At 61.3% G+C, this 14,391-nt stretch carries 13 protein-coding genes; 4 read left to right on the top strand and 9 right to left on the bottom strand.

Going from position 1 to position 14,391, the window contains the following annotated elements:
• Window positions 1-43: 43 nt before the first annotated feature.
• The 9 genes from AC1DX6_RS09340 to AC1DX6_RS09380 all read right to left on the bottom strand — a co-directional run bounded on the left by AC1DX6_RS09340 (window position 44) and on the right by AC1DX6_RS09380 (window position 9,655).
• Window positions 44-1,318, bottom strand: coding sequence for an extracellular solute-binding protein (locus tag AC1DX6_RS09340; RefSeq protein ID WP_477312482.1), 1,275 nt, complete (start codon window positions 1,316-1,318; stop codon window positions 44-46).
• 113 nt (window positions 1,319-1,431) lie between these two features.
• On the bottom strand, window positions 1,432-2,937 hold the full coding sequence (gene arfA / locus AC1DX6_RS09345; RefSeq protein ID WP_477312484.1) for an arabinosylfuranosidase ArfA: 1,506 nt from the start codon (window positions 2,935-2,937) through the stop codon (window positions 1,432-1,434).
• Window positions 2,938-3,042: 105 nt separating this feature from the next.
• The gene (locus tag AC1DX6_RS09350; RefSeq protein WP_477312486.1) at window positions 3,043-3,969 is read right to left on the bottom strand and encodes an ArsR/SmtB family transcription factor; all 927 of its coding nucleotides are present in this window, start codon (window positions 3,967-3,969) and stop codon (window positions 3,043-3,045) included.
• Window positions 3,970-4,059: 90 nt separating this feature from the next.
• Window positions 4,060-4,476, bottom strand: a complete 417-nt coding sequence (locus AC1DX6_RS09355) for a hypothetical protein (protein WP_477312488.1) — start codon at window positions 4,474-4,476, stop codon at window positions 4,060-4,062.
• Window positions 4,477-4,665: 189 nt separating this feature from the next.
• Window positions 4,666-5,865 carry a mandelate racemase/muconate lactonizing enzyme family protein gene (locus AC1DX6_RS09360; RefSeq protein WP_477312490.1) on the bottom strand — a complete coding sequence of 400 codons (1,200 nt, stop codon included), beginning with the start codon at window positions 5,863-5,865 and terminating at the stop codon, window positions 4,666-4,668.
• Between the two features lie 9 nt (window positions 5,866-5,874).
• Complete coding sequence (locus AC1DX6_RS09365; protein ID WP_477312492.1) at window positions 5,875-6,201, bottom strand: NIPSNAP family protein; 327 nt, start codon at window positions 6,199-6,201, stop codon at window positions 5,875-5,877.
• A gap of 102 nt (window positions 6,202-6,303) precedes the next feature.
• Window positions 6,304-7,662, bottom strand: coding sequence for a mandelate racemase/muconate lactonizing enzyme family protein (locus AC1DX6_RS09370; RefSeq protein ID WP_477312494.1), 1,359 nt, complete (start codon window positions 7,660-7,662; stop codon window positions 6,304-6,306).
• Window positions 7,663-7,725: 63 nt separating this feature from the next.
• Window positions 7,726-8,892 carry a mandelate racemase/muconate lactonizing enzyme family protein gene (locus AC1DX6_RS09375; RefSeq protein ID WP_477312496.1) on the bottom strand — a complete coding sequence of 389 codons (1,167 nt, stop codon included), beginning with the start codon at window positions 8,890-8,892 and terminating at the stop codon, window positions 7,726-7,728.
• A 52-nt stretch (window positions 8,893-8,944) separates the two neighbouring features.
• Window positions 8,945-9,655: a GntR family transcriptional regulator gene (locus tag AC1DX6_RS09380; protein WP_477312498.1), complete on the bottom strand. Its 711-nt coding sequence runs from the start codon at window positions 9,653-9,655 to the stop codon at window positions 8,945-8,947.
• 212 nt (window positions 9,656-9,867) lie between these two features.
• Here AC1DX6_RS09380 and AC1DX6_RS09385 point away from each other — a divergent pair, with 212 nt between their 5' ends.
• From AC1DX6_RS09385 to AC1DX6_RS09400, 4 genes are all read left to right on the top strand, one after another.
• Window positions 9,868-11,349, top strand: coding sequence for an ABC transporter substrate-binding protein (locus AC1DX6_RS09385; RefSeq protein ID WP_477312500.1), 1,482 nt, complete (start codon window positions 9,868-9,870; stop codon window positions 11,347-11,349).
• Window positions 11,350-11,425: 76 nt separating this feature from the next.
• Window positions 11,426-12,385 (top strand): carbohydrate ABC transporter permease, encoded by a 960-nt coding sequence (locus AC1DX6_RS09390; RefSeq protein ID WP_477312502.1) that lies wholly within the window; start codon window positions 11,426-11,428, stop codon window positions 12,383-12,385.
• On the top strand, window positions 12,382-13,266 hold the full coding sequence (locus AC1DX6_RS09395; RefSeq protein ID WP_477312504.1) for a carbohydrate ABC transporter permease: 885 nt from the start codon (window positions 12,382-12,384) through the stop codon (window positions 13,264-13,266). The genes AC1DX6_RS09390 and AC1DX6_RS09395 overlap by 4 nt, the downstream gene beginning before the upstream one ends.
• A 9-nt stretch (window positions 13,267-13,275) precedes the next feature.
• Window positions 13,276-14,373 (top strand): ABC transporter ATP-binding protein, encoded by a 1,098-nt coding sequence (locus tag AC1DX6_RS09400; protein ID WP_477312506.1) that lies wholly within the window; start codon window positions 13,276-13,278, stop codon window positions 14,371-14,373.
• Window positions 14,374-14,391: the final 18 nt, after the last annotated feature.

Raw genomic sequence — 14,391 nt, forward strand, 5'->3', positions numbered from 1 at the left:
TGGCTGGGACCGCTCTGGGAGGACGGTCCCAGCCATTGAGCTCCTACATGCCGTTCAGCTCTTCCTTGATGGATTTCACTGCCTCGCCCGGGTCCATCTCTCCGTTGAGGGTCGGCACGAAATAATTGGACATGATGTCGAAGATCGGCCCGGCGACGCCAGCCTTGGGCGACTTGGGATCGAAGATCATGTTGGCCGTCAACGTCGAGTAGGTCGCGTTGGGCTCCATTGCCTTGTATTCGGCCGACTCGGTGACCGGCTTGTATGCCGGGATGTGGCCTGCCGTGGCCCAGAACAGCGAGTGCTTGTCTATCCATGAGATCACTTCGAGAACGGCGGCGCGCTTTTCCGGGCTGATCTCCTTGCCCTTGTTCTTTGGGATCGCGAAAGAGTGGCTGTCCGCATAGGTGCATGGCTTGTCGAAGATCACTGGGATCTCGACGGCGCCCCAGTCGAACAGCTTGCCTTGCTTGGCGAGGTCGGTCATCGTGGGAACTTCCCAGACGCCGTTGATCATCATTGCGGCCTTGCCCGAGGTGAACAGGGCGACGGTTGCGGGATAATCCGTATAGGTCGACTGCAGCCCTGCCTTCGTCCACCCTTGCAGAACCGCCAGCGCCTTCGCCAGCTTTTCAGCATTGTCGCCGGCGAGGAACTCGTTGCCCGTCAGAAGCTCGCCGCCTTGCTGGCACACAAGCGAATAAATGGTGCGGTACATGAAGTTGCCGTCGGCGGTGACGCTGCCCAGCGGGAACTCGACGCCGGCATCCTTTAACTTCTGCAGTGTCGCGGTGAATTCCTCCTTGTTTCTCATGCCCACGGGACGGCCGTCGTCGCCGAGCACGCCTGCCTTCTTCAGAAGGTCGCGATTGTAGTAGAGGACGATTGGATGGGTATCGAGCGGCACAGCGTATTGCTTGCCGTCGACCGTCACCGCGCCCATTGTCGTCTGGGCGAAGTCCGAGGCCGAGAGGCCCATCTTGCTCATGTCGTCGGCGGTGATTTCTTCGAGAATGTCCTGGCTCACCGCTAACGGGATGCGGCTGGCGTGATAGGTCATGACGTCTGGCGCCTCACCGACCGCGGCCGAGGTCTGCACCTTCGCGTAGAAGGGCGTGCCCCACTCCAGCGTCGTGGCGTCGATCTTGATCTTGCCGGCGTGGGCGGTGTTGAAGTCGGTGATCATCTGCTTCATGCGCACACCGTCACCGCCGCCGAGGAAATCCCACCACATGACGGTCTCTTCGGCCTGGGCCGCGACGGCCCAGAATCCTCCGGCCGCAACCACCGCTACGGCCATCATCCTGCGAAAGTTCATCTCAGCTCCTCCCGAGTACGGCGGTTAGATCCGCCTTGAACGTTTCAATGCTACACCAAACCAATCCACCTGCAACGGATTTTACGGTATATATCTGATAGTCGGATATTAACTCAGAGCGTCACACGCACCATTGAGTAGGAGTGCGGCGGCAAGTTCAGAGTCATTCCCTTGCTGCTGAGCGTTGCCCCGTTGCCTTTGACAGGGGATACGTTGTCCGGCGCGTCCTTCGTGTTGCAGGCCTCGAGATCGTCATGACGGATGATCGTATGCTCGACGGACTTGGCGGCGAACCGCTCGAGGGCGATTTCGGCCTCTATCGTCTCGGACCCATGCCGGTTGATTGCGAAGAAGGTCAGCGTGCCGGCGTCCGAATTGTGCACGCCTGTAATGTCGAGCCACGGCACCTTGTCGGCCGCGGCCGCGTCATAGGTGGGCACCTCGACCGCGAGCTGCAGCGCGGTGCCGCGGCCGTGCCTGGAGGCGAGCATGAAAGGCCAATAGATCGTCTGCCGCCAGGCGCTGCCGCCGGGGTCGGTCATGATCGGCGCGATAACGTTCACCAGCTGCGCAATGCAGGCGATGCGAACAATATCCGACCGGCGGATGAAGGTGTTGATGATGCAGCCGACCTGCAGCACGTCCTCGAAATTGTAGATGTCTTCCAGAAGCCTCGGCGCTTCCGGCCAGTCCCAGCCGCGCATACGCTCGGCGTCCTGCTTGCGCTGATGGTACCAGACGTTCCACTCGTCGAAGGAGATCTTCACGTCCCGCTTCGAGCGGGTCTTGGCCTTCACATAGTCGATGATGCCCGAGACCGTGCCGATGTAGCGGTCGAGCTTGGCCGGGAGAGCAAGATATTCGGCCGTATTCTTCTCATAATTCTCGAAATACATGTGGAGAGAGATGTAGTCGACCTGCTCGTAGGTCGCTTCCAGCACGGTTGCTTCCCACTGCGGATAGGTCGGCATGTTGGAATGCGACGAGCCGCAGACGACCAGTTCCACCGTCGGGTCGAGGCCGCGCAGCGCCTTGGCGGTCTCGTTGGCGAGATGGCCGTATTCGCTTGCCGACTTGTGGCCGACCTGCCAGGGACCGTCCATTTCATTGCCAAGACACCAGAGGCGGCAGTTCCAGGGTTGCGCGCGCCCGTTCTTGGCTCTGAGGTCGGACCAGTAGCTGCCGCCCGGATGGTTGACGTATTCAACGAAGGCCCGCGCCTCGTCGAGGCCGCGGGAACCGAGATTGACCGCAAGCATCATCTCGGTGCCGGCTTTTTCGGCCCAGTCGGCGAATTCGTGGATTCCAACCAGGTTCGGCTCCGTGGTGCGCCAGGCAAGATCGAGCCGCCGCGGGCGGTTCTCCTTCGGGCCTATGCCGTCTTCCCAATTGTAGGCGGACACGAAGTTGCCACCTGGGTAACGGCAGATCGGCGTGTCGAGCGCACGCACCAGCTCGATCACGTCCTTGCGCATCCCCTCTGCGTCCGCTTGCGGATGTCCGGGCTCGTAGATGCCCGTATAGACCGCCCGGCCAAGATGCTCGAGAAACGACCCGTAGAGACGTTTGTCGATATCCGCGACGGCATAGGCCGCGTTCGCCGTGACTCTGGCCTTCATGATCCCTCCCACTGCGGACTATCAATCCGACTTTCCGGTCTATATCCGGATCGTGGGGTCAGTTAAGGGTGGAGTTCGTCCGCCCGTCAAGGGCCCAATTTGCTCTCAAGCCTTCAGCAGGCGCAGAACGATGTCGTTGCTGTAGTTGCCGAAGCCGCTGCCGAAGATGTTTATCCCTCCGGGGTGACGCGCATCTTCCTTCACGCCGATTCGTATCCGGATCGAGCGGTGCCGCTCGAGCTCCAGATCGGCCAGCGAGCATTTGGAGACCTTGTCATTGTTGCGATAGGTGCCGTTGTTCGTGACGCGCCAGTGTGCGAGGTCGCCATACTGCGATCCGGCCAGCTTCCACCAGCCGGGCGTATGCTTGCCGCGCTTGTCGCCATAATCGGCCGGCGCCGTCCAGGTATCTATCTCGTGTCCGTTGATCGCGACCGTGATGTCCGATGGCCAATCCTTCGAGGTGCCCGGCACCTCGGACGAAAGTTCCATCGCCAGCTCCAACCCGCCGACCTTGGCATTGGCAAGCGTCGCATTGTTGGGAAACTGGTATTCGACGAAGCCGCGCGTGAACCACAGCAGCCCGGCCCGCATACGGTCAGGATCGAGGAAGGTATTGGGCACATCGAGAAGTCCGATGACGCCGTCCTTTGAGCACAGGCCGCAGGGGGCGGAAACTTCGCATCTTGTATAGAGTCCAAGCGGCATCGCCACTTCTATGACGCCGGAATCCTGCGCCGGGGTGCGGTCCTTGAAGACGACAACCAACTCGGAGAAGGTCGAATAGCAGACCTTCTGGCTTCCCTTGCGCGCTTTCTGTGATTTCGTCTCGATCAAACCGACATCGACAAGAACCTGGATGTTTGCGGAAATCGTCGATTGCGGAAGACCCAGTTCGTCGGCCACTTGATTGACGTTTTTCGGCCCCTTGCGGTGCAGCAGATCGAGAATCCGGACCCGGACCTCGCTCGCAAGGCTCTTCAACAAGTCGAGCCGCTCAAGCGGATCGACAACCATGATTTCATTCGACATATCGCCCCGCACTCGTCACACGGGGTTATGTATCAGCAGATCAGATACAAATAAAGACGGGGGCGTTATGAATTGAGCGGCAATGCTGTCTCATCGCGTCGTGCCGGCAGTCGCCTTCGGCCCCTTCACTTCAACCGCTTGGAAAGGCAGATGGTCCTTGCGGCCCTCGAGCGCCGGCAGCGTCAGGAAATCGGCGCGCAGGGCCGGCCGCGCCTTGCTGGCCATGGCGATTTCCATGGCTTGCGGGCTGTCGAAGACGGTCTTGTCGCGTTGCATGGCGGTGCGCGTCCGGATGGGGAGAGCGCACACGATCGTGGCCGGCGTATAGATCTCGATCGCCCTGATGCCGGGAAACTTCGCCAGCAGGAAAGGATGCCGGGCGTTATAGGCCAGATGCCAGGCGTTCCAATCCGCGGTGACGCCGTCATATTCGCCCATGTAGGACAAAGTGGAGCCGTCGGGCGAAGTGATGGCAGGCTCCGCCACCGGATAACGGCGCGTCAGCATGGCCTGGTGCGAGGTGCTCGTGCCCTTCAGGCTCGGCCACCTGTCGGCTTCGACCAGGAAGGCCAGAGCGCCGGCTGATGTCAGGCCTCTTTCGAGATCCAGGACGTCATCGAACTCGAGCTGCAGTATCTCATGAGCCGAAAAACGGGTGTGAAGCTGCCCGCGTGGTGCAGGCTAACGAAGGATTGCTCAGTCGAAGAAGCCCACATCCTCTTCCCTGAGATACTTTCTGGCTGCTTCGGCATCGATATCGAGGCCCAGCCCCGGCGCTTCCAGCAGGTCCACCATGCTTTCCTTCACGATCTGCTTCGGCAGGCCGACGACGATGTCCTCCCACCAGGGGTCGGAGGCGCTGGGGTATTCGAAAGCGATGTAATTGGCGGGCAAGGTGGCGCAGACATTGATCAGCGCGCCGAGGCCGAGCAGGCCGTTGGCGGTACCGTGCGGTGCCATCAGGATCGAGTGCATGTAGGCATGCTCGGCGATCCATTTGAGCTCGGCAATGCCGCCGACATCGGCAGGATCGGGGCCGATGATGCGCACCGCCTGCGTCTCGATCAGCTCCTTGAAATTGTGCCTGAGGTAGATCTGTTCGCCAGTGTGGATTGGCGTCGAGGTGGAAGTGGTCAGTTCCCGATAGGCCTGCGGATTGACCCACGGAACGTAGTCGCCGGTCAGCATGTCCTCGAGCCACATCAAATTGTACTTTTCGACCGCGCGAGCGAACTTGATCGCATCGGGCAGCATCCAGCCCGGGCCGCAGTCGAGCGCCAGGCTGACCTTGTCGCCCAGCACTTCCTTCATCGCGATCACACAGTCGAGCATGTGGTTGAAACCGCGCTCGCTGATCACGCCCTGATCCATGGCGCCGTGATAGCCGGCCTTCTTCTGCGTCACACCGTAGTGGAAGCCCTCGATGCTATCCTTCATGTTGGAGTGGAACGAGATGCCCTGCTTGACCATGAAGAAATTCTGCGGCTGCTCCATCATCCATTTGACGTCGGCGGCGTAATCCTCCGGCCGGTCGCCCGTGCGTTTCCGGCGGATCGAGCCGTTATAGACGCGCACCTTGTCGCGCACCTTCCCGCCGAGCAGTTTGTAGACCGGCACGCCTGCCGCCTTGCCGGCGATATCCCACAGCGCGTGCTCGATGGCGCTGACGGCGGCGCCATAGGGCTTGAACGAACCCCTCTGGCGGATCTTCAGCATCACCCGCTCGACGTCGGTCGGGTCTTCGCCGATCAGGGCCTCGCGGAAATGCAGCACAAAGGGTTTGAGATAAGGCTTGGTGTACTCGACCTCGCCAAGGCCATAGAGGCCCTCGTCGGTAACGATGCGGACGATGGGATGCTTGCCGATGACAGCGCAGCGCAGGTCGGTGATCTTCATGGCGCAGTCCTATTTCACAGACGAGAAAGCTGTCGGCGTGAGCAACTGGCTGCTGATATTGGCAACGATCTGCCCGTCGCGCTCAGACTCGTCCCGGGCCCTGTGCCATGCCGGATCGGTGACGAAAGCCGCCCATTTCGCCTCACGCTCGGCCAGCGATTCCCAGGCGAGGAAATAGGTGAGGCGATTGCTGCTTTCGCCGATCGCCGTGGTGAAAAACCCGGCTTGGCGGATGCCATGCCTCTCCCAGATGGCCAGCGTTTGGTCGGAAAAGCGCTTGAGCAAAGCCGACAGCCGGCCCGGCAGGCAGTCATAGATACGCAGTTCGTAGATCATGGTTTCGTCCGTTTCCTTCTTTGCCTCTCCCTTGGGAGAGGTCGACACGAATGGTCGGTCGTTGGCCCTGTGAGCCTGGGGGAATGTGGGCGGGGGTCTGGGCTAACTCCAGGTCCGGTCCCAGCTATATTCATTGTCCCAATGCCCGGTGGATTGCCATATCCCCGTGACACCGGGCTGCAGATGCTGGCTGATCACCTCGTCGACGACGTCGTCTATGCCCAGCCCCGGCTTGTCCGGCACTGTGATGAAGCCGTCCTTGACCAGCGGCTTGGGCAGGCCGGTGACGATGTCGTCCCACCACTCCACTTCGACGCTGTGATATTCGAGCGCCATGAAGTTTTCCGTGGCCACCGCGACATGCGCGGCGGCCATCGCCGCTATAGGGCTTTCCGCCATGTGAATGGCCATGGCGACGCCATGGTCCTGCGCGGCGTCGCCAATCTTCTTGGTCTCGAGGATGCCGCCTGACGTAAGCAGGTCCGGGTGGATGACCGAGATGCCTGCGTCGAGCAGCGGCTCGAATGCTTGCCTGAGGTAGATGTCTTCCCCTGTGCAGATTGGCACGGAGGTGGCCTGCTGCAACTGCCGATACTGCTCGGTGTACTGCCAGGGGATCACGTCCTCGAGCCAGGCTGGTGCGTATTTCTCGATGCGCCGTGCCAGGCGAATGCCGTCCTGCAGCGAGATGTGGCCGACATGGTCGATGGCGAGCGGGACCTCGTAGCCGATCACCTCGCGGACCTCGTGGATATATTGGTCGAGCAGGTCGATGCCCTTTTCGGTGAAGTGGAGGCCGGTAAAGGGATGCGGGACGTTCTGCGCATCATAGGCGGCGTTGCGCGCACGGCGTTCGTCCAGCGTGCGCGCAGGGCCGCGAGCGGCATGCATGCGGAAACCGTCGAGCACGCCGGCGGGCGCCACCACCGCGCCCGGGATGTGGGAGATCTGCGCCAGCCCGAGGTCCATCTTGAGGAAGGTGAAACCGAGATCCATCCGCGCCTTGAGCCGCTTGCCGGTCTCGGTGCCGCTGGGCTTGTCCGCGTCGGTGTCGCAATAGACGCGCACCTTGTCGCGGAACCGTCCGCCGAGCATCTGGTAGATCGGCACGCCATAGGCCTTGCCGGCGAGGTCCCACAATGCGATCTCGACTGCCGAGACGCCGCCACCTTGCCGGCCGTGGCCGCCAAATTGCTTGATGCGGCGAAACAGGCGATCGATGTCGCAAGGGTTCTCGCCCAGCAACCGGCTCTTGAGCATCAGCGCATAGGTGGCGCTGGCGCCGTCGCGCACCTCGCCAAGCCCGACGATGCCCTGGTTGGTGTAGATCTTGAGCAACGCCGAGGTGAATGGCGCGCCGACAATCTCGGCGACACGCAGGTCGGTGATGCGAAGATCGGACGGCTTGGAGTGCGGGTTCACCCAATTGAGCGCCTCGTCGGCTCCACTCGTCTTTGGCATGGCTTATCCTCGTACTGGTCGGCGGGGCTTGTCGCCCGCACGCTGCGCCGGCATGGAGCGTCGCTAGCCCAGCTCAATCTCATGGGCCTGCAGGTAGTCGCGGTTCATCTCGACGCCCAGGCCAGGCTTCGACGTCAGCTTGAGGCTGCCGTTCGAAACATCGAGTGGTTTGTCGATGAGGTGATCGTATTTGCCCAGGTTCCACTCCGACGTTTCGAGCTTGTAGAAATTGGGAACGGTCATCATCACCTGCGCGCCGGCAACCACGTTGATTGGCCCCGCGGCATCATGCGGCGAGACCGGGATGTAGTAGGCTTCGCACAAAGCGGAAATCTTCTTGAGCTCGGTAATGCCGCCGGTCCAGGTGACATCAGGCATGATGTAGTCGGCGAGCTTGTTCTCCAGCACCGGGACGAAATCCCACTTGGTGTGGCCGCGCTCGCCCCATGAGATGGCGGCACTGACTTTCTCGCGCACCTGCTTGAGGGCGTTGAGGCTCTCGGGCGGACAGGGCTCCTCGAACCAGTCGATCTGGCCGGCCTCCTCGAGGCTGCGGCAGAGGCGAATTGCGGTGGGAACGTCGAAGCGGCCATGCGCATCGATGAGGATGTCGACATCGGGGCCTGCCGTTTCGCGGATCAGCGCTGTCAGTTCGGCCGCCTCGCGCTCGTCCTTGCGCGTCATGCCGCCATCGAGGTAGCCGTCCCGTTGCTCGCGCGACTGCCCGTCGGCGCTACGGCCCTGATGCGGGAACGGGTCGAACTTGAGCGCCGTGTGTCCGGACTCGACGATGTCGAGAATCTCGCGGACCACAGCCTCCTTGCTGGTGAATTTGGCCTGGTTGGGATGGGTGTAGAGCGAAATTTCATCGCGCACCGGTCCGCCCAGCAGCTCGTAGATGGGCTTGCCAAGGACTTTGCCCCGGATGTCCCAGAGGGCGATGTCGATGGCGCTCACGCATTCGACGGCAGCGCCGCGGCTGCCCATGTAGGTGAAGCTGCGGAAAATCTTGTGCCAAAGATACTCGATACGCGCGGGATCCTCGCCGGTCACGGCGATGCCGATCTGCCGCAGGATCGTGCAAAGAGCGCGGTTGGCGAGCCTTGTCGTGGTGGTGATCTCGCCCCATCCGCTCACCCCCTCGTCGGTCGTCACTTCGACGAACAGGAACTCTCCCCAGTAGGAAGCATTGGACTTGATCAGCCACGGCCGAATGCTCGTGATCTTCATCTCAATTACCTCTCTGGAATGGGTCAGGCCGGCGCTGTCCAGACCGGATCTTCTATCCTGCCCGGGCAGCGTTGCGTGCTCGCATGTGTTCGAGGACATGCCGGCCGGAGCCCTCGACATGGCGTGCGATGAGTTCGGCGGCCTCGTCGGCATTTCCCGCTTTTACATGCGCGATGAGTTCGCGATGCTCGCGAATGATCGCGGCACGCCGGGCAAGCGTGAAATTGAAACGCCGGCTCACGGCCCGCAGCACTTCGCGATGCTTCCACCAAAGCTCGGCGGCATGGCGGTTGTAGTGCCGCTGGTACATCACGGTGTGGAAGGCGGTATCCAGTTCACTGTGCCTGAACGTGTCGGCAAAGTTGTTCTCTTCGATCAGGCCCTGGATACGTTCGAGTTCGGCAATGTCCTCTGCAGTCGCCATGTTCACAAACCATCGCGTCAGAGCCGGCTCGATAAGCACCCCGATCTCGTAGATATCGCGGACAAAATCCTGATCTATCGGCCGGACGCGCGCCCCGCGGTTGGGAAGGAAGGTGACGAACCCCTCCCCGCGCAAGAGCTGCAGGGCCTCGCGCACGGGGTTGGTCGACGTGCCGTGGCGCCGGGCAAGATCGGTCACCACAAGCCGCTCGTTGGCGGCGAGCCGCCCTTCGATGATGTCTTCCCTGATCAGCTGATAGAGCGAGGCTCCCTCGCTGGAGGCCCCGATGGGGTCAATCCCCTGGGGTGGTTCTGCTTTGAAATCGCTTGTTTCGGCCAAGGCCGGCTCCCCAAATCAATACACGCCTTGATCGATATCACGCACGGTTTCCATAAACAATGTACGATTTAGCGCGTTGACATGCAATCTACTATCTGAAAACGTATGAAGTGACCGAAGGGATACATAAAATAGCAAGACGTCCCGCGATCGAACGAACCGACCGCTTGCCTCGACGCAGAGCGGCATGGGAGAAAACCTGGAGGATACCTATGATGAGGATTACGCTCGGCGGTGCCGTCCTGCGCGGCACTGTCTCCACTGCATTGATGGTATCGTTGATGTCCGCGTCGGCGCTCGGCGCGCCGCCGGTCGATTTGAGCAAGTGGTCGCCCGAATATGTGCGCTCCATTGCGGGCACACAGGAGTTCGACACGGCGGCCGATTGCGGCAAGGTCACCCCGCTCGACTACAAGGGGCGACTGACCTTCTGGTACCAGGGTGTGTTCGAGGGCGACCCCGACCTGCTGCGCCAGTACTACAAGGAGTTCTTCGAGACCTTCCGCAAGACCTATCCAAACATCCAGCTCGAGGAACAGGCCCTCACCTATAACGACCTGCTCGACAAGTTCCGCACAGCGCTGCTGGGCAATGCCGCGCCGATGGCGGTCCGCCTGCAAATCCTGGGTGGTACCGAGTTCGCATCAAAGGGCTATCTGGAGCCGCTCAAGCCCGAGGATGTGGGATATTCGACCGAAGATTTCTGGCCCGGCGCCATGAAGGCCGTGACCTGGGATGGCGTGACCTACGGCATTCCGACCAACAACGAGACGATGGCGTTCATCTGGAACGCCGATATCTTCAAGCGAGCGGGCCTTGATCCGGACAAGGCTCCGGCAACCTGGGACGACGTCGTCAAGTATTCCAAGCAGATTCACGACAAGCTCGGCATTGCCGGTTACGGTCTCGTGGCTCGCAAGAATGCCGGCAATACGCCGTACCGTTTCATGCCGCAGCTTTGGGGCTATGGCGGCGGCGTCTTTGACGAAGCCACGGCGAGCCCGACCTATAAGGAGGTCGAACTCAATACGCCGCAAAGCAAGGCGGCGCTGCAGGCCTCGTACGACATGTATGTTCGCGACAAGTCGGTTCCGGTCTCGGCACTCACCAACCAGCAGGCCGATAACCAGCCCCTGTTCGTCGCCGGCCAGCTCGGCATGATGATCTCGCACCCGTCCGACTACAACGTCATGCTCGACCTGCAGAAGAAGGCGACGGGCACCGACAAGGACAAGGCGCAGACCGTCATCGACAACATGCGCTACGGTCTTATCCCGACCGGCCCCGACGGCAAGCGCGCCGTCGTGTTCGGCGGCTCGAACATCCACATCCTGAAGCCCGAATATGTCGAGGGCGGCAAGGTGGACGAGCCGGCCGCAAAAGCGATCATCTGCATGTGGACGAGCCCCGAATGGTCGCTGAAGATGGCCTACGCCGGCTCGAACCCCGGCAACCTTAACGGCTTCAAAACCAAATGGATGAAGGAACGCCTGGAGAAGATCAAGTTCCTCGATGTCACGACCTCGATGCTGCCATACGGCATCCCGTTTCCGGCGCTGCCGCAGGCTCCCGAGATCATGAACATCATCGTCCCGGATATGCTGCAGAATGCCCTGACCGGAGCGATGACCGTCGACCAGGCAGCCGACGACGCGGCCGAGAAGGTAAAGAACCTGATGGAAGGCAAACTCTAGCCTGAGCCTGACACTGGCCGGCTGTACCGAGGGTGCAGCCGGCTATCTATCTCCGAGAAAACAAGGGCGCGCCACAGTGACGATCGTGACCGGCAAGGCCGAGGCTCGCCGAACATTGCAAACCGGCAGGTCCGGCGTGCTGCGGAATGTGTGGGAGCATCGCGCCGACTACGCATACGTGCTGCCGGCGATCGCCGTGATGCTCATCGTCATCGCCTATCCGATCTACTACACGATCGAGCTGTCGTTCTTTAAGACCCCGCCTGGCCTGCAGCTCCGCGACAAGACCTTTATCGGCTTCGACAACTACACGGCCATCCTCACCAGCCGGGTATTCTGGAAAGTCACCTGGAACACCCTGATCTGGACACTGGCGTCGACGTTCATCTCCTTCGTCCTGGGGTTTGCCGCCGCGCTGGCGCTCCACCGCGACTTTGTCGGCCGTGGTGTCATGCGCGCCATCCTGATCATTCCCTGGGTCATCAGCGCGGTCGCCGCCTCCTACATCTGGAAGTGGATCTACCATTCGGACTTCGGGATCATCGGCGCGGTGCTGGTCGGCCTTGGATTGGCCGACCGGCCGCCGAATTTCATCGACAACGTCAGCACGGTGCTGCCCTCCCTGATTGTCGTCAATATCTGGCGCGAGTTTCCGTTTGCCATGATCATGATGATGGCCGGCCTGCAGACAGTTCCCGAACAGTTGCTGAGCGCCGCAAAAGTCGATGGGGCCAGTGCGTGGCAGCGCTTCTGGCACGTCACGTTCCCGCATCTGAGTAGCGTCTCGACGGTGACGATCCTGCTGCTCGCAGTGGCCAATTTCAATTCCTTCATCATCCCCTGGATCATGACCGGCGGCGGGCCATCGAATGCCTCGCATATCTGGATCACTCACATTTACGAGCTCGCCTTCGGACGACAGCTCTGGGGCGTGGCATCCGCCTATTCGGTGCTGCTGTTCCTCATGCTGATGACGCTTGGCTACTTCTACGTCCGTGCGCTGAGCGGCAACGACCGGAAAGAGGGGGGCGCATGAGCACGATCACCGAGACAGTCCCTCAGACACGTCGCCGCACGCGCGTCGACGGATGGCGGTGGGCGGGGCGCATCTTCCTCGTGTTCATGCTGCTCTACACCGCGTTGCCGATGGTCTGGATGCTGCTCACGTCGATCAAGTCCGGGTTCGCGGCGATGCAATTCCCGCCGCAATGGTGGCCGGACGAGCCGACGCTTGCCAGCTACCAGAAGCTGCTCGATCCGCAGAACAGCGTCGGCCAGGACTTCCTCCGCTTCTTCTGGAACAGCCTTTTCGTGTCGACCGCCACGACGATCCTTTCCGTGATCGTGGCTGTCCCTGCGGCCTACGCGTTTTCGCGCTTCCGTTTTCCAGGCCGGAACTTCCTGTTCTTCGCCGTGCTGCTGCGCAACATGTTCCCGGCGGTGATCTTTCTGGTGCCGCTTTTCATCCTGATGCGCATGCTCGGGCTGGTGAACACGCATGGCTCGCTGATCCTCACCTATCTCACTTTCGGCCTGCCGCTGGCGATCTGGCTGCTCAAGGGCTTCTACGACAACATCCCGGTGCAGCTCGAGCAGGCGGCGCGCATCGATGGGGCAACCCGGTTCCAGGCCTTCATCCTGATCGTGATGCCGCTCTCGACGCCGGGCATCATTGCCACCGCGATCTATTCCTTCATCGGCGCGTGGAACGAGTACATCTACGCCTACACCTTCCTCTCCAAGAACGAGCAGCTGACGCTGCCGGTCGGCATCCAGCGCTTCTTCTCGGAAAATACGACGGACTTTCCGGGCCTGATGGCGGCCAGCTTCATGATGAGCGTGCCCGTCGTGGTGCTGTTCCTCGTCCTGCAACGATACTTCGTACGCGCCCTTACAGAAGGCGCGGTCAAGCACTAGGAGTTGCCGATGGCCCATGTGGTCCTGAGAGATCTCGTCAAGACCTATGGCGGCTTCAAAGCCGTCAACGACGTCTCGCTGACGGTCAATGATGGCGAGTTCGTTGCGCTGGTCGGCCCTTCAGGCTGCGGCAAGACAACGACCCTCAATCTCGTCGCGGGACTGATCCCGATCACATCGGGCGACATCGTCATCGGCGACCGGGTGGTCAACGACCTCGACCCCAAGGACCGGGACATCGCAATGGTGTTCCAGAACTATGCGCTCTATCCGCAGAAATCGGTCTACAAGAACCTGGCGTTCCCACTGCAGATGCGCAAACTGCCCAGGGACGAGATCGACAAGAAGGTCAGGGAAGCGGCGCGGGTGCTCGACATGACGCACCTGCTCGAGCGCAAGCCGCGTGAACTTTCGGGCGGGCAGCAGCAGCGTGTGGCGCTCGGCCGTGCCCTCGTCCGCGACCCCGCAGTGTTCCTCATGGACGAGCCACTCTCCAACCTCGATGCCAAACTACGCGTGCAGATGCGCTCGGAGATCAAGCGCTTCCACCAGGACCTCAAGGCGACGATCATCTATGTCACGCACGACCAGCTCGAAGCCGTGACCATGGCCGACAAGATGGCGGTGATGAACGGCGGCTTCCTGCAGCAATATGATTCACCGGCGCAGGTCTTTGCCCATCCGGTGAACATGTTCGTCGCCAGCTTCATCGGCAGCCCGGCGATGAGCCTTATCGCGCTGGAAGCGTCGACGGCAAACGGCAACACCGTGTTGACCGGCGCGGAGGGCTGGCGTCTCGAGCTCTCGCAGCACAATGCCCGGAAGGTTGCCAAGGCAACGACCCGGAAAGTCGTGCTCGGCGCGCGTCACTCGACGATCAAGCTCCACAAGAGCGCGGTGCCAGGCAGCGTCCCGGCCAAGGCCTACACGGTGGAGCCGACCGGAGACGTCACCTTCGTGCAGGCCTTCCTGTCCGGCGCCATCGTCAACGTCAGCGTGCCGCCGACCATTGCCGTCGCGCCCGACGAGCAGATCTGGCTCGAGTTCGACCAGGAGCGCATGCATCTGTTCGACGGCGAAACCGAAATGGCCCTCAAGGCCGATTGAGACAGGGGCGGATGCATG

Source organism: Mesorhizobium sp. P2_C4 (genome assembly GCF_056404575.1).

Bases quoted from the DNA above. Each gene is read 5' to 3' on its own strand.
- AC1DX6_RS09340 (WP_477312482.1), bottom strand. From the start codon at position 1,318: ATGAACTTTCGCAGGATGATGGCCGTAGCGGTGGTTGCGGCCGGAGGA.
- arfA (WP_477312484.1), bottom strand. From the start codon at position 2,937: ATGAAGGCCAGAGTCACGGCGAACGCGGCCTATGCCGTCGCGGATATC.
- AC1DX6_RS09350 (WP_477312486.1), bottom strand. From the start codon at position 3,969: ATGTCGAATGAAATCATGGTTGTCGATCCGCTTGAGCGGCTCGACTTG.
- AC1DX6_RS09355 (WP_477312488.1), bottom strand. From the start codon at position 4,476: ATGCTGACGCGCCGTTATCCGGTGGCGGAGCCTGCCATCACTTCGCCC.
- AC1DX6_RS09360 (WP_477312490.1), bottom strand. From the start codon at position 5,865: ATGAAGATCACCGACCTGCGCTGCGCTGTCATCGGCAAGCATCCCATC.
- AC1DX6_RS09365 (WP_477312492.1), bottom strand. From the start codon at position 6,201: ATGATCTACGAACTGCGTATCTATGACTGCCTGCCGGGCCGGCTGTCG.
- AC1DX6_RS09370 (WP_477312494.1), bottom strand. From the start codon at position 7,662: ATGCCAAAGACGAGTGGAGCCGACGAGGCGCTCAATTGGGTGAACCCG.
- AC1DX6_RS09375 (WP_477312496.1), bottom strand. From the start codon at position 8,892: ATGAAGATCACGAGCATTCGGCCGTGGCTGATCAAGTCCAATGCTTCC.
- AC1DX6_RS09385 (WP_477312500.1), top strand. From the start codon at position 9,868: ATGATGAGGATTACGCTCGGCGGTGCCGTCCTGCGCGGCACTGTCTCC.
- AC1DX6_RS09395 (WP_477312504.1), top strand. From the start codon at position 12,382: ATGAGCACGATCACCGAGACAGTCCCTCAGACACGTCGCCGCACGCGC.
- AC1DX6_RS09400 (WP_477312506.1), top strand. From the start codon at position 13,276: ATGGCCCATGTGGTCCTGAGAGATCTCGTCAAGACCTATGGCGGCTTC.